24 protein-coding genes are annotated in these 23052 nt (G+C 53.6%); 9 read left to right on the top strand and 15 right to left on the bottom strand.

Annotation, left to right across the window (positions count from 1 at the left end):
* Positions 1-178 precede the first annotated feature (178 nt).
* A complete protein-coding gene (locus Q31b_RS12120) occupies positions 179-1279 on the top strand; it encodes a glycosyltransferase family 4 protein (RefSeq protein WP_146599914.1) in 1101 nt (366 codons plus the stop codon).
* Positions 1280-3460 (top strand): amylo-alpha-1,6-glucosidase, encoded by a 2181-nt coding sequence (locus tag Q31b_RS12115; RefSeq protein WP_146599913.1) that lies wholly within the window; start codon positions 1280-1282, stop codon positions 3458-3460. It abuts the gene before it with no gap.
* Between the two features lie 104 nt (positions 3461-3564).
* Here the strand turns inward: Q31b_RS12115 and Q31b_RS12110 are convergent, their stop codons facing one another.
* The 7 genes from Q31b_RS12110 to Q31b_RS12080 form a co-directional block, all read right to left on the bottom strand.
* Positions 3565-4431, bottom strand: a complete 867-nt coding sequence (locus Q31b_RS12110) for a S1C family serine protease (protein WP_146599912.1) — start codon at positions 4429-4431, stop codon at positions 3565-3567.
* A gap of 188 nt (positions 4432-4619) precedes the next feature.
* Positions 4620-4934 carry a hypothetical protein gene (locus Q31b_RS12105; RefSeq protein WP_146599911.1) on the bottom strand — a complete coding sequence of 105 codons (315 nt, stop codon included), beginning with the start codon at positions 4932-4934 and terminating at the stop codon, positions 4620-4622.
* A gap of 116 nt (positions 4935-5050) precedes the next feature.
* Positions 5051-5650, bottom strand: coding sequence for a CDP-alcohol phosphatidyltransferase family protein (locus tag Q31b_RS12100; protein WP_146599910.1), 600 nt, complete (start codon positions 5648-5650; stop codon positions 5051-5053).
* On the bottom strand, positions 5647-6585 hold the full coding sequence (locus tag Q31b_RS12095) for a phosphatidate cytidylyltransferase (protein ID WP_146599909.1): 939 nt from the start codon (positions 6583-6585) through the stop codon (positions 5647-5649). The genes Q31b_RS12100 and Q31b_RS12095 overlap by 4 nt, the downstream gene beginning before the upstream one ends.
* The gene (locus tag Q31b_RS12090; protein WP_146599908.1) at positions 6582-7331 is read right to left on the bottom strand and encodes a TVP38/TMEM64 family protein; all 750 of its coding nucleotides are present in this window, start codon (positions 7329-7331) and stop codon (positions 6582-6584) included. The genes Q31b_RS12095 and Q31b_RS12090 overlap by 4 nt, the downstream gene beginning before the upstream one ends.
* A 23-nt stretch (positions 7332-7354) precedes the next feature.
* Entirely contained in the window at positions 7355-7774 is a 420-nt protein-coding gene (locus tag Q31b_RS12085) for a TraR/DksA family transcriptional regulator (protein ID WP_146599907.1), read from the bottom strand.
* Positions 7775-7863: 89 nt separating this feature from the next.
* On the bottom strand, positions 7864-8742 hold the full coding sequence (locus Q31b_RS12080; protein ID WP_146599906.1) for a diacylglycerol/lipid kinase family protein: 879 nt from the start codon (positions 8740-8742) through the stop codon (positions 7864-7866).
* Positions 8743-8842: 100 nt separating this feature from the next.
* Here Q31b_RS12080 and Q31b_RS12075 point away from each other — a divergent pair, with 100 nt between their 5' ends.
* Positions 8843-9676, top strand: coding sequence for a metallophosphoesterase family protein (locus tag Q31b_RS12075; RefSeq protein WP_146599905.1), 834 nt, complete (start codon positions 8843-8845; stop codon positions 9674-9676).
* A gap of 1221 nt (positions 9677-10897) precedes the next feature.
* Positions 10898-11815: a DNA integrity scanning protein DisA nucleotide-binding domain protein gene (locus Q31b_RS12070; RefSeq protein ID WP_197171409.1), complete on the top strand. Its 918-nt coding sequence runs from the start codon at positions 10898-10900 to the stop codon at positions 11813-11815.
* A 333-nt stretch (positions 11816-12148) separates the two neighbouring features.
* On the opposite strand, the gene Q31b_RS12065 is transcribed toward Q31b_RS12070, so the two are convergent.
* The 5 genes from Q31b_RS12065 to Q31b_RS12045 form a co-directional block, all read right to left on the bottom strand.
* A complete protein-coding gene (locus tag Q31b_RS12065; RefSeq protein ID WP_146599903.1) occupies positions 12149-12607 on the bottom strand; it encodes an Hsp20/alpha crystallin family protein in 459 nt (152 codons plus the stop codon).
* Positions 12608-12689: 82 nt separating this feature from the next.
* A complete protein-coding gene (locus Q31b_RS12060) occupies positions 12690-13082 on the bottom strand; it encodes an Hsp20/alpha crystallin family protein (RefSeq protein ID WP_146599902.1) in 393 nt (130 codons plus the stop codon).
* A gap of 113 nt (positions 13083-13195) precedes the next feature.
* Entirely contained in the window at positions 13196-13624 is a 429-nt protein-coding gene (locus tag Q31b_RS12055; protein WP_146599901.1) for an Hsp20/alpha crystallin family protein, read from the bottom strand.
* A gap of 182 nt (positions 13625-13806) precedes the next feature.
* Positions 13807-14943, bottom strand: coding sequence for an alpha-hydroxy-acid oxidizing protein (locus tag Q31b_RS12050; protein WP_231617501.1), 1137 nt, complete (start codon positions 14941-14943; stop codon positions 13807-13809).
* Positions 14944-15154: 211 nt separating this feature from the next.
* Complete coding sequence (locus Q31b_RS12045; RefSeq protein ID WP_146599900.1) at positions 15155-15568, bottom strand: hypothetical protein; 414 nt, start codon at positions 15566-15568, stop codon at positions 15155-15157.
* 295 nt (positions 15569-15863) lie between these two features.
* Here Q31b_RS12045 and Q31b_RS12040 point away from each other — a divergent pair, with 295 nt between their 5' ends.
* The 4 genes from Q31b_RS12040 (at position 15864) to Q31b_RS29635 (ending at position 19736) form a co-directional block, all read left to right on the top strand.
* Positions 15864-16892, top strand: a complete 1029-nt coding sequence (locus Q31b_RS12040; RefSeq protein WP_231617500.1) for a MarC family protein — start codon at positions 15864-15866, stop codon at positions 16890-16892.
* A 139-nt stretch (positions 16893-17031) separates the two neighbouring features.
* Positions 17032-18534 (top strand): two-component system sensor histidine kinase NtrB, encoded by a 1503-nt coding sequence (locus Q31b_RS12035; protein WP_197171405.1) that lies wholly within the window; start codon positions 17032-17034, stop codon positions 18532-18534.
* Positions 18524-18874, top strand: coding sequence for a response regulator (locus Q31b_RS12030; RefSeq protein ID WP_197171402.1), 351 nt, complete (start codon positions 18524-18526; stop codon positions 18872-18874). Before Q31b_RS12035 ends, Q31b_RS12030 begins: the two co-directional genes overlap by 11 nt.
* The gene (locus Q31b_RS29635) at positions 18816-19736 is read left to right on the top strand and encodes a DUF1720 domain-containing protein (RefSeq protein ID WP_390622319.1); all 921 of its coding nucleotides are present in this window, start codon (positions 18816-18818) and stop codon (positions 19734-19736) included. The genes Q31b_RS12030 and Q31b_RS29635 overlap by 59 nt, the downstream gene beginning before the upstream one ends.
* Here the strand turns inward: Q31b_RS29635 and Q31b_RS28195 are convergent.
* From Q31b_RS28195 to Q31b_RS12015, 3 genes are all read right to left on the bottom strand, one after another.
* Positions 19726-19893 (bottom strand): hypothetical protein, encoded by a 168-nt coding sequence (locus Q31b_RS28195; protein WP_197171397.1) that lies wholly within the window; start codon positions 19891-19893, stop codon positions 19726-19728. The genes Q31b_RS29635 and Q31b_RS28195 overlap by 11 nt on opposite strands.
* Positions 19894-20038: 145 nt before the next feature.
* On the bottom strand, positions 20039-21346 hold the full coding sequence (locus Q31b_RS12020) for a DUF1559 domain-containing protein (RefSeq protein WP_146600014.1): 1308 nt from the start codon (positions 21344-21346) through the stop codon (positions 20039-20041).
* 464 nt (positions 21347-21810) lie between these two features.
* Complete coding sequence (locus tag Q31b_RS12015) at positions 21811-22206, bottom strand: CoA-binding protein (RefSeq protein WP_146600013.1); 396 nt, start codon at positions 22204-22206, stop codon at positions 21811-21813.
* A 333-nt stretch (positions 22207-22539) separates the two neighbouring features.
* On the opposite strand from Q31b_RS12015, the gene Q31b_RS12010 reads away from it, so the two are divergent.
* Positions 22540-22872, top strand: coding sequence for a zinc ribbon domain-containing protein YjdM (locus Q31b_RS12010; RefSeq protein ID WP_146599896.1), 333 nt, complete (start codon positions 22540-22542; stop codon positions 22870-22872).
* Positions 22873-23052 lie beyond the last annotated feature (180 nt).

The raw sequence follows: 23052 nt of genomic DNA, 5'->3' as shown, positions 1-23052 counted from the left end.
GAAGTTGAGACGACCGAGATGTTGACACGTCAACGCTGCGGGGGCATCGATTTGGCACATCAGTTGCAATGCGGGTGCAACGGGTGATCGCACTCAAATCGTTTTACTCGGGTCGTTTTACTCGGGTCGTTTTACTCGGGGACAAACTCCCAAAGGATGCTAATAAGGAAACCAACCTATGCGAATCGCACAAGTCGCTCCACTGATTGAAACGGTTCCACCGAAAACTTATGGCGGAACGGAACGGGTCGTCCATTACTTGACCGAAGAACTGGTGCGTCAAGGTCACGATGTCACGCTGTTCGCCTGTGGCGATTCACTGACCAATGCGGATCATGTGGCGGTTGTTCAAGAATCGCTGCGGTGCAGCCGTGTGCCGCGTGACCCAATCATCTGGCATCAACGGCAACTGATGGAAGTGCTTCGCATGGCTGACAAGTTTGACATCATTCACTTCCATACCGACTTTAGTCACTTCAGTGTGATGCGGTACTTGGAAACGCCGCATATCACGACGTTGCATGGCCGATTGGACCTGCCCGATTTCCAGGTCGTCTTTGACGAGTTTCCCGATATGCCAGTCGTCTCGATCAGCGATTCGCAGCGGGCCCCCATCAAGAACGCCAACTGGGTCGGGACGGTTTACAATGGTACGCCGGGAGAGAATTTTGATTTTCGCCCAACGCCCGATCCGGATGAATACTTTGCCTTCCTCGGCCGCTTTTCTCCGGAAAAAGGTCCTGAGCGTGCCATTGAAATTGCCAAACGACTGGGTGTGAAGTTGAAGATGGCGGCAAAGATCGATAAGGTTGATGAAGAGTACTTTGCCGAGCGAATCAAGCCTCAGCTGGACGACCCGTTGATCGAGTACATCGGAGAGGTGAACGAGAACGGCAAAAACCGGCTGTTGGGCGGGGCGAAGGCGTTGTTATTCCCGATCGACTGGCCGGAGCCTTTTGGACTGGTGATGACCGAATCAATGGCGTGTGGGACTCCGGTAATCGCTTTCCGCAACGGCAGCGTTGATGAGGTGATGAAGGATCGCGTCAGTGGCTACATTGTCAATAGCGTCGACGAAGCGGTCGATGCCGCTCGCAACATTGATAACGTCAGTCGACGTGGCTGCCGTGTCTATTTCCAAAGTCGCTTTGATGTCGAACCAATGGCACATGGTTACCTAGAGGTCTACAAAAAGTTGGTGGCACCACAAAAGACGATTCGTCTTCCTTCGCGCCGCAGGATTGTCAAGAACAGCGAAGCATCGGTGTCGGTGGGATAGATGATGAAGGTCCAAACGAGCACAACCGACTGGGACGTACACGCACAGACAACTCGCGCACCGGCCGAAATCCAAGTTCTCAAACAAGGGGACACTTTCGCGGTTTTGGATCGACTTGGAGAGATTGGCGTGTCGGGGAAGTCCGAACAAGGTCTTTATCATCGAGGGACGCGGTTCCTGTCCAAATGGGAACTGTTTATCAACGATAGCCGGCCGCTACTGTTGAACTCAACGATGAAGCAGGACAATAGTTCTTTGGTAGTGCAGATGACGACGCCGTCCATTCCGCAGCCAGGTCACGTGCTACCGCAAGGCACGCTTCATGTCTACCGTAATATGTTGCTCGATGGCGCTGCCTATTACGAGAAGTTGCGATTGAAAAACTATTCACGCTCGCCGATTGAATTAAGGATCGAGTACCGCTTCGATGCCGATTTTCGCGATATTTTCGAAGTTCGTGGAGAGCATCGGGAGAAACGAGGCGAGAAGCTCGATCCCGTCATCGACGATGCGGCGGTTAGACTCGCGTATTGCGGATTAGACGATCAGAAGCGGCAAGTTGCGATCCGCTTTGCAGGCGAGATCGAACGGATCACTCCGGAGTGTTGCATCTTGCGGGCATGTCTCGATGGCGGCGCAGAAACCACGCTCCATGCGACCGCAGAATGCCGAACCGACAAGCCCGGATACGTCAAAAAGGTAAACTCGCCGGCGCGAAATCATACCGAAGCCACTGCCGGTTGGACAACACGAATTCAGACGACCGAGTCGGAACGTACCGAGATCTTCACGTCAAACGAGGAATTCAATGGCTGGTTGAACCGCAGCAACGCCGACTTGGAAATGCTGATCTCCGACACTATCTATGGACGGTATCCGTATGCTGGAGTCCCCTGGTTTGCAACCCCATTCGGCCGCGATGGTCTCATCACAGCACTGCAGACGTTGTGGGTGCGGCCGAAATTATCCCGCGGAGTATTGAGCTTTCTTGCCGCGACACAGGCGACCGAAGTGGATCCCATTACGGAAGCCGAGCCGGGCAAGATCATTCATGAAATGCGAGATGGTGAGATGGCAGCGCTCGGAGAAGTGCCGTTTAAACGGTACTACGGAACCGTGGATGCAACGCCATTGTTTGTCGTGCTGGCGGGCCAGTACTTCCGTCGCACAGGCGACCGTGACTTCATCGAGCTTATCTGGCACAACCTTCAGCGGGCGATCCACTGGATCGACGAGTATGGCGATATCGATGGCGACGGATTTGTCGAATACCAATCGCACAACAATCGTGGCTTGACTCACCAATGCTGGAAAGACAGTAATGATTCGATCTTTCATCGTGACGGACGCGATGCCACAGGAGCGATCGCGGTCAGCGAGGTGCAAGGGTACGTTTACGAAGCAAAAATGCTCGCGGCCGATCTCGCTAATGTGATGAATGATCATGCATGGGCGAATGAACTGCGCCAGCAAGCGACTGATTTGAAACAGAAGTTCAACGATACGTTCTGGGTCAATTCGCTAAAGACCTTTGCCATTGCATTGGACGGCAACAAGCAAGCTTGCGAAGTGAGAAACAGCAATGCGGGTCATTTGTTGTTGAGCGGCATTGTCGATGAAGCCTATGCAGCATCCGTTGCCGCATCACTGACCGATCCGAGCTCCTTCAATGGGTGGGGGATTCGCACGATCAGCGAAGGAGAGACTCGCTACAACCCGATGTCATACCACAACGGCTCCATTTGGCCGCATGATACGGCGTTGTGCGCGGCCGGTATGGCCCGCTACGGATTCCGCAACGAGTGTGCTCGCATCATCGCGGGACTGTTCGATGCATCACTGTTCAACGACTTGCATCGTTTGCCCGAACTGTTTTGCGGATTCGACCGAATGCCCGGTCACGCCCCGACATTGTACCCAGTTGCCTGTTCACCGCAGGCTTGGGCGACTGGGGCAGTCTTCTTACTATTGCAATCGATCCTGGGTCTCAGTTTCTCGCCGAGGAAGCCGCAAGTGCGGTTCGATAACCCGAAGCTACCCGACTTTTTGAATTGGATTCGCATAAAGAATTTGCGAGTTGGCGATGGAGAAGTCGACTTGGCCATCCACCGGCATGCCAGAGACGTGGGCTTGAATGTCGAACGTAAAGTGGGCGATCCACAAATCGTCGTACTGGGGTGATCGCATTCCCCGGCGTGGGCTAGGAGCGGCATCGATGCCGCTCCATCACGCATTGAAATCGCACGCCGTTTGCGGCGTGCACTATCGATTCGAAACTCCGTCTCTTAGAAAGTCATGTTGGGCCAATGGAACCACTCTTGGTTCCAAGGTTGTCGCCATGGTGTCCAATTTGGAACGCTTGGAAACTTGAAGCTAGGAAACGTTCCAGCTCCTCTATCATCCAACGTGCGCAGAAGTTGGTTTCGTTGATCCTCCGGCAACTCTTTGTCATGATTGATCGCGTCACGAACTTCCTGCCGAGTGCCAGTGTACTCACGATCAATCGAGGCACCGTTCTCATCCTTATACGTTACCTTCGCTCGATACGTACCGTCTTCGTCCTTCACCACGCTTATCGACTCGAAGTGAGTCCATTCGTTGCCGTCGCCCAGCAGATCCTCATCTTCGGTCAAAAAGTCGGGTCGAGATGGAAGAGGAACGTCAAACCGTCTTGTGAAACCTGGCCAGTTATTCTCGATCGGAACAACAATGGGTTTCTCGCCAAGTGTCACTTTCACCGTATTTAGCTTGCCCGCTCGAACAAACTCCAGTTCGATCTCTTTGCCCGGTTCGTCATTGCGAACGCGTTTGACCAGTTGTTCGGGTGAATACAGATCTTGGTCGTCATAGCGAATCAACACATCGTTCATTCTTAACCCCGCCTTTTCAGCCGGTGAACCATGGCGGACATCCGAGACCAAAACCCCTCGCCCCTTCCCAATCACTTCGGGTAGATGACTCGTCAACACAGGCGGCAGTGGCGAGACACTAATTCCAAGTTCCGCCTGAGTGGCTTTCGTCTCTGTCACTGTCGATTGGATTTCGTTGGATGGTTGGGTGTCATCCGCATTGGCTCGGTCGACGAGCAGAGGGGTAAAAAGCAGGGCGGACCCAACCAACATTGGACGAAGAGTTTGCTTGCGTTTTTTCATTGAATAGCCTCCTTCAAAAATTGAAAACTCGTGTCGGACTGAAAATCCTAGCCATTGCAGCAATCGTGCCAATTGCTAGTTCGATGACCAGGACGAAAGCAACCGGACAACTCAGAGGCCGCCCTCGCCAAGATGGCATTGCCGTGCCAACTTGACTTGGCGAGAGTCCCTGCGTGGCCGGAAGTGAGCTATTTCTCCGCACCGACCAAGGGCTCGGGCGTGGATTCTTTCTGTAAGTTACCGTTGCGTGAGCCCTCGGCTTCCTGCTGTGACTGGACGCAGTGGTCGCCGGTATTGAGCGGATCTACCGCGAAGTTGTGCAACAATCCACATCTGTCGCATTTCCACGATTCGATTGGCAAAACTTGTTCATGGCCAAGCATGTACGACCAGTACTCTCCGCTCGCCCAGAAAGTTGAATCACGGTGATGGGCTCCGCTTCGATCCAACGTAAAGCCTCGCCGAAGTGGACCACCACATGCCAAACAACGACGATCGTTCATAACAACCTCCGATGAGTGAATTGCGAATTCGGAAATTCTTTGACGATGGTCTAACTTTGCAAACGATATGCCAAATGATATGCCAAACGATTCAGTCTTTCGCTTGGTAGGGTCTATCATCGCCGCTGTCGTGGCTTGAACCACTCTGCGTGCTTGATGTCCGAGAGTGATTCGTCGGAGCGGTACGTGATCAGGATCGCCTCCAAGTTGGTTAGCGTCACTCCCACCATCGCGATTCGAAGCGGCCAGATCGACCATCCAACAAACAGCGCGCAGACAGCGAAGATCATTAGCAGCCAGCATGTTTTTGCTGCTCGGGTATGGTAACTCGGGATGCGATGAAATTTGAAAATACTGAACAAACACGATCCCGCGTAGCTGGCGATTGCGGCAATGAAGTATTCGACCTCGGCGATCAGTACCGCGTGTTGCAACCGCAGCATCGAAATCAGCAAGCAGCCGTACATCGTGACGTCCGCGATTGTGTCAAGTTTGGGGCCGATCAACGAGCGTTGGTCTAGGAACCGAGCGACTTTTCCGTCTATCCAATCGGTTGCTGTAAGAAACAGAAAGATGCCGACAACCCATTGCGGTTGCTCGTGAATGGCGAACCACAACATTACCCACGATCCGAGGAACCGCACAATGCAAAGAACGTTTGGCACGGTTAGCCACCGATTGAGACGCCCGAGATCGGGTGAGGATGATCGGCTCATTGGTAGCACCACGTCCAGTAGTAGTAAAACATCGGAGCGGTAAAGGTAAGGCTGTCGATCCGATCGAGGATGCCACCTTGTCCAGGCATCAAATTCCCACTGTCCTTCGTACCGACTTCGCGTTTCACTGCCGACATGTTTAAGTCGCCAAGTGTGCCGGCTACGGATATCAGTAGCCCAGCCACCATCAACTGTCCCAGCGTCATCGTTGTCAGCCAGTTGCCAAGAACAACCGAAGCGATTGTTGACGTCATCATCCCGCCGAGGAATCCTTCCCAGGTTTTTCGAGGCGAGATCACAGTCAGTCTACGCCGCCCAATTTTACGTCCGACCAAGGCTCCGGCGATGTCATTGAGTTCTGTGATTGCGACCACCATCAAAAAGAGACCGATCAAGCCGGAGTCGGGATTCGATTCCGGTGGCAACGCGACAAGCAATCCAAGGTGCCCAAGACCATAGGTCGTCACCAGCAAACCAAACGTGATCCGCCCGACCTGAGTCGTGAAGTGCGCTGGGTTGCCAGAAAACAGCAACAGGATGCTGGGCAAAAGTACGGCGATCAGTGGAAATGTTGTGATGAAGGTTTCGCTTCGACCAGTGAGTAGCAAAACATAGCCAACAACGATGAATGGGTAGCTTGCGTACAAAGCGTTTCGCGAGAGCGGCGGGTGGAACGGAAGTGCCGCGAACTCTTGTAGAGCGAGCAAGCTAACGATGGCGAGCAATCCGATGATCGCTGGCGGTCCGACAACGGCAGCACCAATCACGAGTACTGAAACGATCCACCAAGTTTTCAAGCTCTGGATCCGACGGTTCGCGATATCACGGGGTTGGTGACGTATCGTGGCGAGTCGAATCAACGTACTGGCCCCGAGAAAGCAGAGGGCGGCAACCGCGGTCCAGGCGACATTCGGTGAGACGATCAGTTGGCTCATTGTTTCGTTTCAAGTGTGGACTCGCTGGGCGGTCGGCCGGTCGCCATCCCTGTCGATCCAGGCCCCACCTGATGTGAGTCACGATGCCGTCGCCGCACCCAGCGTCCAAAGAAGGGCAAGAATGCCAGCAACGACAACAGCATCAAGAGTTGCACGTCAACGACACCCCAAATTCCTTGTTCGGAAATCGTTCGCAACGATGGAATACTCGAACCAGCCAGCACGAACGCGATCGTCCCTGGTAACATTCCAAGTTGTGTTGTCCACGCGAATGTGGTGACTGGAATCGCCGTGGCCCCGGATGCGTAATTCGTCAATGTGTAGGGTGCATGCAGCAGCCGGATGGTGACCAACCATGTAGGACCGTTGCGCATCACGGCATCGTCGATAAGGCGGCACCAGGGGGCAAGTTTAGCTTCAACAAAGTCGCGAAACAGAAACCGAATCGCCATGAGACTAATCACCGCCGCGATCGTCAAAGCCGTGCTTGCGATCAGTAGGGCGAGCCAGAACCCGTATAGCCAGCCATACACAATCGACTTGCCTGTGGTTCCAGGCACGAGAGACAGAGCAACATAAACGAAGAACCCGTAAACAAACGAGACGATCGGATGTTCTGCAACCGACGCGTGAAATCGACTCTCCTGTGCAGCGATCCATTCCCAGCTTACGACATCACGGTACATCCACCAGCCGAGAGTGACCGACGCCAACAGAACAATTAGCAAAATCACGCGAACACGCATGGTTCCTCTCACTAGCCACGTTTCTATACGTACAAACTCGTACGAGTGTCAGGCGTCTCCGTATCCGTCTCGCAACTTAGCTTGAACCATTGTTGCTCCGACTCATCCCTTATCTTGCAAGCGACGCAATTGACGGCATACGGGATCGCGCGGAGTCTTGCGATGGAAATTGGTTTGCCGCAGTCACAGCAGAAGCCAAAAGTACCATCGTCGAACCGGCGTAGTGCGTCATGGATCTGCTCGAGCTCTTGACACTCGGTCGCCGCCAACGCGGAATTGACTGTCACATAATCCGCTTCCACCGCCAAGTCGACCAGATCGCCACCGATCGGATCGTCCGAGTTATGGTGCTGGGACAGTTCGCCAGACATCAGATCCAGCAATTGGCGGCGTCGTTGGATCAGTTGACGTTTCAGTCTTTGGATCGATTCGTGTCTTGTCATGGGACGGTCTCCTTGGATGAATTTGCGTGCGGTATCGATCTTTTCCGCAAGTCGCGTGCCAATCGCAGGCCCAATGCCAATCGTGTCGGTTACAAGGCCACCGGATTCTCTCCTGCCACGATCTGCAAGGCACCGCTGACGACCTCGAACAACGCATCCAACCCTTGCATCGTTTCTCCATCAAGGCTGTAGGGCATCGTTGGGTCAGCGATCACTCGAACTCGCGAGGATTGAAACATGCGGACGAGATTGGGGTCATGCTCACGCCCCAGCATGAAATCGACTCCCGCCGCAAGCAACTCGATCGTCGGCAGATTCGGAACCGTTGTGATATCCAAAAGTCCGTCATCCAACTTCGCCTTGGGAGCGACCGGGAATCCCCCCCCGACATAGCATCCGTTCGCGATCCCCAAACCCAACGTTTTCAGTTCAATGGTTTCGCTATCCAACTCCAATCGGATACTCGATTCCTCCAGTGACGTCAATTTGGAGAATGCGGTAAGCCAGTATGCCATGGCTCCCCAACGCCGTTTGTCGTCTGTGGTCACATCGGTGCTGACCATCCCTCCGAAACCGCCGGTCGCGGCGTTGAGCAGATAGAGCGAACGACCGTTGGTGACACGGATAACGTCAATCGTGGTCGTCGGCGATGAAATGGCACGCTGCCAATCGTCCTCGATCGGTGCTCCATACAAATCGAGTGATCGAGCAAGGTCGTTTCCCGTACCGGTCGGCAGAAGTGCAAATTCAAACCGGTCAAGCTTTTCAGCAACGGCGTTGACAACACGAGATAGCGTCCCATCGCCGCCAGCGACGACCAATCGGCCGGAATCGGGCAACGAGTGCTCCAAAGCACCTTGGTCCATGTGGATAATCTCGATTCCCGTCGCATCGGCCAACGTTGCCAGTTGGGTTTTCACGCGGTCCCACCCGCCAGACTTTGAATTTGCGAGCAGGTAAGTTTTCATGATTGGTACGCTTTGTGCGGGCTGTAGGCGGTTTGTATGTGGATTGTTAAACAATCACAGAAGATTACCCTCGACGTGAAAATCCCGTGCCAACGCAAACATGAGAATTCTACATCTATCCGATCTGCACTTCGGTCCGCCCTACGTGCCCGAAATCGGCGAGGCGTTTCTGCAGTTAGCTCCCACGCTTCAGCCAGATGTGATTGTCGTCAGCGGCGATCTGACCCAGCGTGCAAAGCGAGGACAGTTTCTACGAGCTCGCGATTTTCTCGACCGCCTTCCTGACCGACCGACACTGGTGATTCCCGGCAATCACGATATTCCGCTCTACCGAGTGAAAGAACGGTGGTGCGATCCACTCGGGTTGTACAAAGAAATCATCTCGCCCGATCTGAATCCAGTCCTAAGACTCGGTCAGGCGGTACTGGTCGGCATCGACTCGACGGCACCTCACCGGGCGATCTCAAATGGACGCATTGGCATAAAACAACTAGAGCATTGTCGAAAAGTCTTTGCGGATACGCCGCCTGAGGCCGCGAGGATGATCGTCGCACATCACCACTTTGCGCCGGCTCCTGACTACCTACATGATCAAACGATGCCCAAGGCAAAGCGTGCGATCAATCAATTCGTCGAACTAGGTGTCGAAATGATCCTAGGCGGACACTTGCACCGTGCCTATATCGGAAACTCTCTCAACTTCTACCCTGGTCACCATCGCGATCGGGGGATTGTGATCGTCCAGTGTGGTACGACGACTTCACGACGTGGACGTGGATCCGAACGCGAAAAGAACTCCTTTAACGTGATCGACTTCGATGCCAATCTAATCACCATCACGCATCAAATGTATTTCGATGACGACCAGCAATTTGCTCCGCTAAGTCGGCATCAGTTTCCACGGTTGGGAAAGCGATTCCAGAGCCAGGGGTGATCGCAATGGCCCCCCCTTACCACCGGAGAGTGCCAATCTGTCCCTCGTCTTTTTCCACATCTTGGTTCTAGGCTAGGCCAAAGAGTGGCTGGGGCATCTTGCCCCAGTATGCTGCGGCTGGAAGCCACAGCCACGAATCCACATCTTGGTTTTAGGCTCGGCCAAAGAGTGGCTGGGCCATCTTTGCTCCTGTAAGCTGCGGCTGGAAGCCACAGCCACGAATCCACATCTTGGTTTTAGGCTAGGCCAAAGAGTGGCTGGGCCATCTTGCTCCTGTATGCTGCGGCTGGAAGCCACAGCCACGAATCCACATCTTGGTTTTAGGCTCGGCCAAAGAGTGGCTGGGCCATCTTTGCTCCTGTAAGCTGCGGCTGGAAGCCACAGACACGAATCCACATCTTGGTTTTAGGCTCGGCCAAAGAGTGGCTGGGCCATCTTTGCTCCCGTAAGCTGCGGCTGGAAGCCACAGACACGAATCCACATCTTGGTTTTAGGCTTGGCCAAAGAGTGGCTGGGCCATCTTTGCTCCCGTAAGCTGCGGCTGGAAGCCACAGACACGAATCCACATCTTGGTTTTAGGCTTGGCCAAAGAGTGGCTGGGCCATATTGCCCCAGTATGCTGCGGCTGGAAGCCACAGCCACGAATCCACATCTTGGTTTTAGGCTCGGCCAAAGAATGGCTGGGCCATCTTTGCTCCTGTAAGCTGCGGCTGGAAGCCACAGACACGAATCCACATCTTGGTTTTAGGCTAGGCCAAAGAGTGGCTGGGGCATCTTTGCCCCAGTATGCTGCGGCTGGAAGCCACAGACACGAATCCACATCTTGGTTTTAGGCTTGACCAAAGAGTGGCTGGGCCATCTTTGCTCCTGTAAGCTGCGGCTGGAAGCCACAGACACGAAAGATGCTTACCCGTATTCTTCGTGGTGACAAAGCACTAACCCGGATGATTCATGGGTTCGCATAATGTTTCGATAACTCCCATGCAGCAAAGCGTTTACGTTCATTGGTCGAAAAACAGTCTGCGCATTAGCCGGGCTAAGAATGCCAAAGCGGCGTCTGCGGCGGTGGGACTCGGCGTCTCGGTTGGAAGTTGCCCCACCAAGGTAGGCTCTGGCACGACCGTTGCAGTGAGTTCACGGATCGTTCACGGATCGTTCGCTTTGCCAAAGACATGCCCTGGACACCTCTCGGCTTTCCCATCAGCTACAGTATTGAAATCGATGACTTCTGACGATTCGACATCGCAAACCAACACCACGCAATCGTTGCTACGCCATGCCGTTTCAGTCGCACGCGACTGTCACGCCAATGCGATTTTCGTCTACTCCGACGCGTTAGAGAACCAACAGATTGAGCTCGATGCGGATCATGACTGTCGGTTGATCTACATTACAAAATCATCGGCGGATAACCATCGATTATCGAATCACCGACAACGCTATATCCGTGTTCCGGACGTGAATCTGAGTCGTTTTGGCCAGGTCAAAATTGCGATGTTCTTGGCTCTCTCTAGCAATTTGATCCAGCGGGATGACACGGTCGTGTGCCTCACAGGCTCTTCGGAGAAACATTCGATTGATACGCTTTTCGTTACCAAAGTTGGCGATGAGTTTGACAGTATGGCAGCCATTGGAACGAGTGAATACTTGCCGGAGGGCGTTTCGGCTGAAGTGATCGATCGGATTGTCGCGATTGCAGCGGAACTCGGCAGTGAAGGTCGTGAGGGCAAGGCGGTCGGTGCATTGTTTGTGATTGGCGACGCTGAGCGAGTCGTCTCATTGTCGAAACAATTGATTATCAATCCGTTTCGCGGATACTCCGGAGAGGAGAGAAACGTACTGGATCCAGCACTCGAGGAGACCGTCAAAGAGCTTTCCACCATCGACGGCGCGTTTATCCTGCGGGGCGACGGAATCATCGAAACGTGTGGAGCCTATTTGAAGACGTCGCTCCGGGATGAGGAGGAATACTCGCTACCACGCGGGCTTGGCGCGCGACATCACTCCGCAGCCGGTGTCACTGCAGTCACCAATTCCGTCGCAGTTGCGGTCAGCGAGTCAACGGGCACCGTGACGATCTTTGCCAATGGAAAAATCGTGACCGAACTGGAAAAGCTTCGCGCCGGGACACCCCGCTGATACGAAATGGGAACAGCCGTTGGCAAGAATGGACCAAACGAATAGCAACCGGCGACGCGTTGCCTGATCTATTGGATGGTTGCTTTGTCTCTTTGCACGCTTCAAACAGACGGCTAAGAAATCACCGCCAGCCGGTCGACACGCCCTTGCCGGTGGCACACCGGCCTGTCGATTTAATCGGTTTGACTCGACTGATTGTTTAACGACAAGCTATAGGCGACCGCTTACGGAAAAGCTGACGCCTTCGGCTAAGCGTTAAACGATTCAATCGACAGCCCGACACGCCACCGGCTCAAACGCGTTTACGTCGCCGCCGAAACGGTGAAACCGCTACTACGAATGAACAGCGATTCGTTTTGCCTTGGCTTGCTCGCCTTTGGGCAAATGCACTTCCAGCACCCCGTTCTTGTAAGTGGCCTGGATATTGTCCGCTTCGATACCATCGGGCACGGTCATGCTACGATAGACTCTTCCGTACGAAGAAGACGTGCCCGTGTCGCTCTTGCTCTCTGACCTGTGAGAGGCTTGCACCACCAAACGGTTGCCCGATAACTGCACATCGATTTCCTCTGGTTCGAAACCGGGGGCTTCAGCTCGTACGACAAGCTCATTCTCGCTGTCTTGGACATCATAGCCCCATTGAGAATCCCAAAGGTCGTCGGTGTCGGAGTTCCAAAAGTCACTGAGCATCCGGTCGAAGGTTGTACGGAAACGGGCGAGTTCGCTCGTCGGTCGAGTTTTGGCGAGTTCGGTCTCTCCCGTTTTTCGCTGCGGAACTAAGCTTTTGAACATGGTAACGTTTCCTTATGATTGACACGCTGGAGACCAGCGTGAGTGAGGGGAAAAAGCAAATTCACAGTAAGCATGCACCACGCTAGGTTGCCTTGACTTCGATGCGTTTCGGTTTGACGGCTTCCGTCTTGGGCAAGTGGACAATCAAGACACCGTTGTGAATTTCGGCACTGATCTTTTCGGCATCGATCGATTCGCCGATCATGAACGTGCGCTCATAATCGCCAATGCCGTATTCCTGACGTAACATGGTTTCCGACTCATTCCGAGCTGGAACCTTGCCCTGGATCGTCAATCGTTCGTTTTCGTACCGGATGTCGAGGTCTTTGTCCTCGACGCCTGGCATATCGCCATAGAGTGTCAACTCGTTCTCTGACTCAAGGATGTCAAATCCAGGTCGGTACACTGGCGTTTGACTTGTTCGCTCTGCCTCGACTTGAGCTGGCTTGGGAGGGGTAAGTGTTGTGTCTGTCATTTTTGATTCTCCAATGATTTAGGGACTTGTAAGGCCATGTTTCTAGCGGCCATGTTTTTAGCGGCCATGTTTTTAGCGGCCATGTTTCTAGCGGCCATGTTCGACAATGTGTGTTAACCAGCCGTCACGGTGATGTGCCGTGGTTTGGCTTCTTCTTTCTTTGCCAGCATGATTTTCAGAACGCCGGCCTTGTATTGCGCTGAGGTCTTGTCCGCATCAACACTGGCGGGTAGCTGTATGATTCGCGAGAACCGCCCGAAGCTACGTTCTTGCCGATGGGCGGAGCTTGATCCATTGGCGGGCTTCTTGCGTTCACCTTGGATGGTCAGCGAATTCTCGTCACTGGATAACAATTCAAATTCGTCGAGTTCCATGCCCGGGATCTCGCTCTCGACATACAGGTTGTCGTCGTCTTCCCAGATATTGACGGGCGGATAGGCGCGAGGACGTAGTAGACTCTCTCTTGCTCCGTCACCAAACACTCGCTCCATCTCTTCTTGCAAGCGGTTTAGTTCACTTGCCCATGGAATGTTGAATCTCATCTTTTCTACCTTCGATCTAAAAGAGGTAACATGTTTTTCGGACGGACATGTTCCGAAACATCATTTCGTAAAATGCAATTTTTGTACCGAATATCCACCACGGTGCGAAATGGTTTGCAGAATCTTGTCATTCCCTTTTCCTGCTTCGATTCGCCGAAAAACGCATATGAAGGAACAACGTGCTACGTAGCTTTATGCCCGTAGCCGTTTCCCGTATTCGTGGTGGCATTCGGCGTCGGGTCGAAATAGTGGGTCGTTCGCGTAAGCGGTTCAACATATTCCAGCCGCATCTTACGCATGGGTCCAAGTTCAACGCTCGGGCGTGCTTGCTGGAACGCACGAAGCGAATGGTGCGGACTATTCGTTAGAAACTGTCGGATGCCTTGGTTGATTTTGCAAACCACATCGGGACCTTCCCGATAGATCTCGGAGGTCACCATGACCACATCCGCACCAGCGATCATTGTCTTGATTGCGTCTTCCCCGGTCCGCACTCCGCCACTGGCGGCAATTGGAATACGGAGTCCACCAATCCGTGCATGGACGATTCCCTCAAGCGTTTGGCCTAAGGAATGGATCGGGGAAAGTTCCCAGCGAACGGTCCAGTGCATTCGGTTGACGGTGACATCCCATTCGGGGACATGAGTGAAAAGTATTAGTCCATCGGCACCGGCATCATGCAGCTGGTGCGCAACCGAAGCGATGTTGGTAAACCGTTGATTCAGCTTGACCGCGATCGGGATCGAAATGCTCTTTCGTAAATGACGGACGGCATCAACGAGGATCGCTTCCACCGCGTCAGCGGATACGTCGGGGGGCGACAAGATCGGTGGCCAGGTCAACTGCAGCGCATCCGCACCACTGTCTTGGATTTCCTTGGCAAACTCGATCCAAATGCCGACATCCGAACCATTGATGCTGCCGAGGATCGGGATTTTCTCTTGTCGCTTCAGTGTGCGAATCGTGGTGAGGTAGTTGTCAATGCCGCCATTGTATTCGTCTTGCTGCGGTTGATAGCCGCTATGGTCCATCGCGCCATTCGGGGCCGTTGTCTTCAAGGCGGAGTAGACGATCTGTTCCTGCAAGATCGACGGCAACACGATCGCACCGGCCCCAGCGCAGGCGAGTTGGCGAACCGCTTCCGGTTCGATTGTTAGCGGGCAGGAGCCGACAATCACAGGTGACGTCAGCTCGATGCCAAGGAAGGTGATGTTCAAGCCCGTATTCATGATGTTTGCCAAACCTTGTTCCATTGAGAGGAAGGGAACCGAACCGATCAGCCCATCCACATCGAAAATACCCGCGATACGCTCCGCCATGTGCTCCGCATACGGTTGACGCTTTCTTCGATGCGACGAAAGGCAGATGGTCGTGGAAACCAGCGATGTGCTCGCAACCAGCTCACAACCAGCTCACAACCAGCTCACAACCAGCTCACAAAGACCATCGCAACCGTAACCACGCAAACCGCGGCTCGAACAGCCAGGGACAACGAGGATTTTCATTGGCGGAGTCTTTACCGTCTCCGCATCACATCGCCGCTTCCATGGCGGCTCTCAAGATCGCCACTTGAGCCATCGCTTGGTGGTGATGTTTTTTGATGCGCTCGTGCGCCTCGCGTTGATGAGCATGGTCGACGGCTTGTTTTTCATGGTGAGCGTTCAAATCCGCGTCCATATCTCCTTCGATGCCTGATTTCAAACACTCGGCAAGCGCTTTCTCGTGTGCGTGCAGCGCACTTGCCAGCGTCGCGATCTTTTCATTGTGCTCGTCCAGAGACTCGCCGTGTTCGTAAATCTCATCTGCGATCTTCTTCAACTCTTTCAATGCGTCGGACTGTTCCGACTTCCAGTTGGCAACGTCGTCGGCCCATGTGTCTAAATCGTTTTGCCAGTAACGATGATCGGCATGGGATTGGGCAATGGCTGATGTGATAGTGGTCATCGTGCGTATTCCATAAGTCGTTGGGAAGAGAATTGTTTCGGAATCTCATTCACAGCAAGCTGCGTACCGCGGTCGGCATATTGTTTGCAACATTCGCAGCACCGGTTCTCACCCGCATTCGGTCCTGGCATTTTACGAGACTTCCAAGGGATAACCGGTGGGCAACGGAACGACAAAAAACGAGCAATTCGAAGAGAGACAACGTGGCATACCCTTTGGTTACGGAAACGCGTGGGCTCGGTGGCCGTCGACTCACACCGTGTCACCCTAGGTTTCTGATCGGTGAGATTTTGATGTGGTATTCTTTGATCGAGTCTGCGGCTCGGTCGATGTCGGGGTTCATTTGGCGGTTGCGACAACGGGCTTACGAGAACCTGACTTTGAACGAACCGAGATGGACCGTGTGCATAATGTCGCAGTCCCTTGCGCTAAATGCCCAAATCCGCCCACCTTGGTTTGGGTTTCCTTGGCCGCTGCCGCTGGACCAACGACGACGGAACGGCAACGAGTTGGCCGATCGACTACCGCTTGTTGGCAACGTTGCACGGTGGACCTTGACCGCGACAGCAACACAGTCAAAGAGGGAGCACGGTGCTACGGAGAAATCATGCAAATCGAAATAGTCAAATTCATCGCAGCCATCTTTGTCATTTCCAATCCAGTTGGCGCAATTCCGTTGTTTCTCTCTCTAACCAAAGAGTATACGTCTCATGAACGACGACGCGCGGCTCTACTGGCGTCGGTCACGGTTGCTGCCGTCTTGTCGGTTAACATTATTGTGGGTGAACGCATTTTGAATTTCTTTGGAATCAGCATACCCGCGTTTCAAGTTGGTGGCGGTATCATGATCTTGTTGATCGCCGTCTCGATGCTGAAGGCACAGCAAAGCTCGATGAAGCACACGCAGGAAGAGACGGTTGAAGCGGCTGACAAAGATTGCATTGGAGCTGTACCGTTGGGGATCCCACTCATCGCCGGTCCTGGTGCCATCAGTACCGTGATCATCTTTGCGCATCGCAATGATACGATGTTTGATCATTTAGCCATGATTGGTGTTTGTGTCGCGCTTGGACTGTGCGTCTGGATATCGCTACGCTTAGCCGATCCAATCGGACTTTTACTTGGTCGTACGGGGATCAATATCGGGACGCGATTGATGGGCTTGGTATTGGCAGCCATCGCCGTTCAGTTTATTTTTGATGGAACGCATGCATTGTGGAACGAAAATCGTGACCCGGCGATCCCCGCCGCGTCGGCAAGCGTCGAACGGTTGCCACCGGCAATCTTTCGATCCAAATTTCCTTTGGCAGAATCAGACCCATAGGAACCGTCTCGCCTCGTTCGCTGGCCCTGAGTTGGCCTTGCATTATCCACACACCATGTAACAATGGGCTCATCACGCTTTCAACGACATGCGTTCATTCGTGGTTACTTTTCGTGGTTACTCTAGGGAGGTATACGTGATGCCGCAAATCGATGACCTGCATGCCTCGGAAACCTGGTCCCCAACGGTCGAGCCATTTCGGACCCAGAAGCAACTTCAGGGTCATACGCGGGTGCTAAAACAGCTCGCTGGCGGAGCCTCGCTAGACACGATCCTTGACACGCTGATCGAGTTCGCGGAAGAGCTGTCCCCAGACATGCTCGCCTCAATCGAGTTGGTCAATTCAAGCGTCGCCCATCCGCGTCTTGCACAAACGGCTGGCCTGCGTGCGAGTTGGTCTGCACCGATCGTTTCAAGCAAAGGTCAGATTCTAGGCACGTTTGCGATGTATGCCTGTGATCCTCAAGCGACAGCGAGCTGTGACCATGCGTTTATGTCCGACTGCGTTGACTTAGCTGCCATTGCGATCGAACGCTTTCAAGATGTCGCATCCATTAAGCGACTCGCCGAAATCGTTGATTCGACGGAGGATGGCGTCATCCGAACGTCGATTGACGGCATTATCGAAACGTGGAATCGAGGCAGTACACGGATCTACGGTTTCAGCGAAGAAGAGGCCATTGGGCAACCCGCTTCGATCGTCATTCCACCCGACCATGTTGACGAATTTGCTGATATTCTTGATCGGGTTTGCCGCGGAGAAAGAGTCGATCACTTCGAGACGGAGCGTTTAACCAAGGACGGGCGACGCATCTCCATTTCACTCACCGTATCTCCTATCCGCGACCTTGACGGAAACGTCATTGGGACCTCAGCCATTACGAAGGATATTTCGGAACTATCCAACGCACGCCTAAAACTGTTGCAAACCGAACGACTCGCGGCGATGGGGCAAATGGTTTCCGCAATCGCTCACGAGAGTCGCAATGCACTGCAACGTATCCAAGTCGGTGTGGATATGCTGGGGTTTGAGATCCAAGCTGGTTCGGAAGGTGCAAAGGAGCTCGATCGAATCGACCGCGCCAAGAATGATTTACAACATCTGTTCGAGGAACTGCGCAGCTTCGCTGCGCCACTACCGCTCGAACCGTGTGTGTGCAGTATCGCACAGACCTGGCGAAACGCATGGGCCAATTTGGAACCACTTCGATCGGGCCGAGAGGCAACGATCGTCGAGGAGATCCACTGCGATAGCTTGAACTGCGAGCTGGACACGTTTCGAATGGAACAAGTCTTTCGCAACCTGTTTGAAAATACGCTTTTCGCTTGTTGCGATCCCGTTTGTATCACGATCCAGTGTGCTGATGGGGACGTCGATGGGGCGCCTGGATTGTGCGTCCGTGTCCAAGACGATGGGCCTGGACTGACCGTGGATCAAAAAAACCGAATATTTGAGCCTTTTTTTACGACCAAACCCAAGGGTACCGGTTTAGGCATGGCGATTGCCCAACGTATTCTTAAAGCCCACCGCGGGCGTATCACCGTTGGACACGGTGAGGGCGGGGGGGCTGAGTTTCTCATTTCGCTGCCACGCAAACATCATGTTGCCAACCACTTGCTCACTAAGAATCTTGATCGCTGATGACGAGCAAGACATCCGTGAATACTTCGAACGACTCTTGCCACGATTGGGGCACCATCTAATCGGTCAAGCGGCTGATGGAGTCGAGTTGCTTGAACTTGTCGAGCGAGACCCACCCGACTTGATTATCACCGATGTTATGATGCCGAGACTCGACGGGATACAAGCGGTCGAAAAGATTGCCAAGCAATACTCGGTTCCCATCATCATGATTTCATCGCTTGATCGACCATCCGCTCTGCCAAACCAATTCATCATCGACTATCTAGTGAAACCCTTTGGTGCAGCGGAGCTCGACGCTGCGATCAAGCGTAGCGCGTCGCCCCCCCACCGTGAATGAGGTTCTCTTGGTGTCGGACCAACGAACGAGCGTCTTGTCACAACGAAGCATCTTTCGTGTCTGTGGCTTCCAGCCGCAGCATACTGGGGAAAGCATCTTTCGTGTCTGTGGCTTCCAGTCGCAGCTTACTGGGGCAAGCATCTTTCGTGTCTGTGGCTCCCAGCCGCAGCATACTAGGGCAAGCATCTTTCGTGTCTGTGGCTTCCAGCCGCAGCATACTGGGGCAAGCATCTTTCGTGTCTGTGGCTTCCAGCCGCAGCATACTGGGGCAAGCATCTTTCGTGTCTGTGGCTTCCAGCCGCAGCTTACTGGGGCAAGCATCTTTCGTGTCTGTGGCTTCCAGCCGCAGCTTACTGGGGCAAGCATCTTTCGTGTCTGTGGCTTCCAGCCGCAGCATACTAGGGAAAGCATCTTTCGTGTCTGTGGCTTCCAGCCGCAGCATACTAGGGCAAGCATCTTTCGTGTCTGTGGCTTCCAGCCGCAGCTTACTGGGGCAAGCATCTTTCGTGTCTGTGGCTTCCAGCCGCAGCATACTAGGGAAAGCATCTTTCGTATCTGTGGCTTCCAGCCGCAGCATACTGGGGCAAGCATCTTTCGTGTCTGTGGCTTCCAGCCGCAGCTTACTGGGGCAAGCATCTTTCGTGTCTGTGGCTCCCAGCCGCAGCATACTGGGACAGGCATCTTTCGTGTCTGTGGCTTCCAGCCGCAGCATACTGGGGCAAGATGCCCCAGCCACTCTCTTGTCAAGACGAAAGTCAAGCGTTGGCAAGGCACTCGACAAGTTCGCCAAAGGGGTAGCATCGGTGTCGTTCCCATCGTCGCGAGCCCCGATTGTTTCCGTGAAGCGACTGTTAACTGTTAGCAGGATCGTAGTTCGCTGGCTCCTCTTTCAACTCAGGGTGGTCGTCCAAATACCTTTCGACGTCCGATGAATCATAAGAAACCTCGGGCTTTTTTTCTTGGCAGCCCATCACGCTGACCGACGCAATCAACATTATGGATGCGATAACAAATCTCATACGATCAATTCTTTCGATTGAAAAGGGAATGGTGCCAGCCACATATCGGCTGGCACCTGAAGAGAGGACAAAGACAAGGGACAAGAAACTTCGGCTCGCGAAAACAAGACCTGTTTCAAGTCGCTGCGAAGCTGAACCACAGAGACTAAAAGTCCGTGGAGATAACTTCTCTTGCAGAACGAGTTCCGAGTGCACCCCAGACACCAAAGGGGCTGGCAGCACCGGGGACAGAGAGAGTTGCATCGCCATTGACGCTGCTTAGAGCAACCATCGCTCGACTCTGATCGCCGGAGTCGATCGAGTCGGTGATAAAACGAACGGCACCATCGCCCATCAAGACATGACAGCCACCTTGGTGGTTGCTACTGGGTGGCAGGATACCATCGCCTTGAACATAGCCCGTTGCGTAGCAAATCTCGCGGTTTGGTGGCAGAATCGTGAAGATGCCGGAGAAGATTGCGTACCCAGACGCCCAACGCAAACCCCGTCTCCATTCGACGTTGCCACTGTTGAGAATCGATGTCGTATTCGCCCAAAAACGAGGACGATTCGCATCCACGTAAGATTCGCAGCCTCGTACGCCACCGGCCAACTTGACCGAAACACCTTTGACACCTGCGGTTCGTTTATCGTTATCACCATTGTCCGTCACGAATTCACCCATGGCAATCGTGTTGGACAAGCCATCCATCATGTCCCTGAATTTGTTGTCAATTTCAGGCTGCCACATACCGCGAGTCGATGCCTGATTCTTACTGATCGTCGTCGAACTTGCGTAGAACGAACCGTTGTAAGGGTGGTAGAGATTGCCGATCGTCTGATCAATCGAATCGCCCATGCAAATGCCGTAGTTGGAACGACCTTGGCCAGGGAGACCAATGCCTGGGTCGCTCGGGCATCTCAACGTGGGGATATTGGTAATCCAAGGATCGTAAAGACCACTGGCAGCATTCACCGATTCGATGAGAGTCCGGTTGGGCCAAGGACCCATCGGCTGGTAAACGTTCCCAGCACCCGTTCCTTCGCTGACCTGATATGGGTTGGAAATTTGCTCCCATAACGCTTGCTGCTCGAAGAACGGAGTCAATGCAACCAAAGCCGAAAGTTCGCCACCGTTGTTTCCAGGAGCATAGCGTCGGAGGTTGTTTCCCCCAGAGCTGCCCTTATCAAAATAGCCATTCGTACCACCGAGCTGGCGAGGCAGCTGGTTGTAGGTGGAATGGTAGTTGTGAACGGCTAAGCCAAGTTGCTTCACATTGTTGCTGCAGCTCATGCGTCTCGCCGCCTCACGAGCAGCCTGCACAGCTGGCAGCAGCAAGCCGACCAGAACGCCAATAATGGCAATCACGACAAGCAATTCAACAAGGGTAAAACCGCGACGGACTTTGACTTCCCGCCCCGGTATCCGATCGATGGTCGCGGGGGAGGGTACCAGTGCCGCAGGGCAGTACATACTAAACATCTTTAGAGTTTTTCCAGTTTGGAAGGAAGGGTTCCCATGCATCGAACGAGGCATGAGGTAATTTTTGTCACGTCTTCCCTTAAGCAGATACTGGGCCACTTTGACAACGGTAAGCGATTTCCCTTTGCAGCAATTCTAGGGATTGTCCTGCTAAACAACTGCTTGAATAACAGGCACGCAACGCCCGCATATCACACACAGACGCCTAAAACACAAGGTTTGACAAACTTTCGGCTGCTACCAATGCCCGACCTCATGCTGCCCGCTACCGCAGTGGGTTAAATCGTCGCCGGCGTTTGGGTGCGGGTGCCAAGCGGTCATCGTCTAATTTCCGAGGCAAATGTCCGCGGCCAAAAATGCGAAATCATCAAACAGATAAAACCGACGGTCGACAGCCAACGCACGGCTCCGGTTTCAAGAACGATCGTCGCAGAGAGGAGTTACAGTGTCGCCCGTCATGATTGACGAGCCAATAGCACGAGAATGCAGCTGCCGTCGTCGATGACGTTGATGCCGGCCGCGCGTGCCGATTCGCTGGCCTGCTCGTCTTCGGCTCCAGGTTGCATCCAGATGTGTTGCACGCCAGCGGCGATCGCGTCGGCGATCACTCGCCGTGTGACCTCCGGCGGCGTTATGATCGAGATCGCTTCGGGGACAAGCGGCAGATCGGCGATCGACGGATACGCTCGGTGCCCTTCGATTTCATCTTGGGCGGGATTGAGCGGGTAGGTCTCGCGGCCAGCGGCGATCAGGGCACGGAAGACTTGGTTGCCGTATTTGTGTTGCCGATTCGATGCGCCGGCGACGGCATATGTTTTTGCGGCGAGGAAACGTTGCAAACGGTTATTCATCATTTCAGGAGGACTCTCTGGATTGAGCGGAGTTCTGTTTGTAGGCAAGCTATTGTTGCCGAAAAGAACGTTTTGAACAGTCCGATTTTTGGTGCGCCCCGCGTGGAACAGGCACCCTTGCCTGATATCAAACCGCTAACAAGCTAGAAGCTTGTCCCACAACGGCCCCGAAAATGCTTGAGAACACGAAAATGCTTGAGAACACGATCCATTGGATTGAACCAATCGGATAAACGCTCACGCCTTCGCCTCGGATTCAATCGCCTTGTCAAACGACCGCGAAAAGGGATAATCATCGCAACATTTCATTGAACATCCTCCAGCAACGAACGAATGAGCGATCTACCCAACTGCCCGCAATGTGACGGCGAATACACCTACGAAGATGGGCCACTCCTTGTCTGCCCAACATGCGCCCACGAATGGTCGCCGGCCGACGAAGCGGCTGCCGCGGAAGAGGAGGCGACTCGCGATGCGAACGGCAATGTGCTTGAAAACGGCGACTCTGTCATCGTCATCAAAGACCTGAAGTTCAATGGTGGCGTCGTGAAAGGTGGCACGAAAGTGAAGAACATCCGCATCGTCGACGGCGATCACGACATCGACTGTAAAATCGACGGTATCGGAGCGATGTCGCTGAAATCCGAGTTTGTCAAGAAGGCCTGATGTTATCGCCTTCAGGTGACGGGACCACCTAGCACGACTCTCAGCTTCTTAGTACTGGGTGCGCGTTCAAATCCAAGCCCAGGAAGCGAATGATGCAGCCCAGCGGCATAGAAAGACAGCGTTGGCAAACACCCACGACTCGAAACCAATTGGAGAGGAGATAAACAAGATGAAAACCAT

The organism is Novipirellula aureliae, assembly GCF_007860185.1.
GTDB classification, from domain to species: Bacteria; Planctomycetota; Planctomycetia; order Pirellulales; family Pirellulaceae; genus Novipirellula_A; species Novipirellula_A aureliae.
This window is presented reverse-complemented; position numbering and strand designations above follow the sequence as displayed.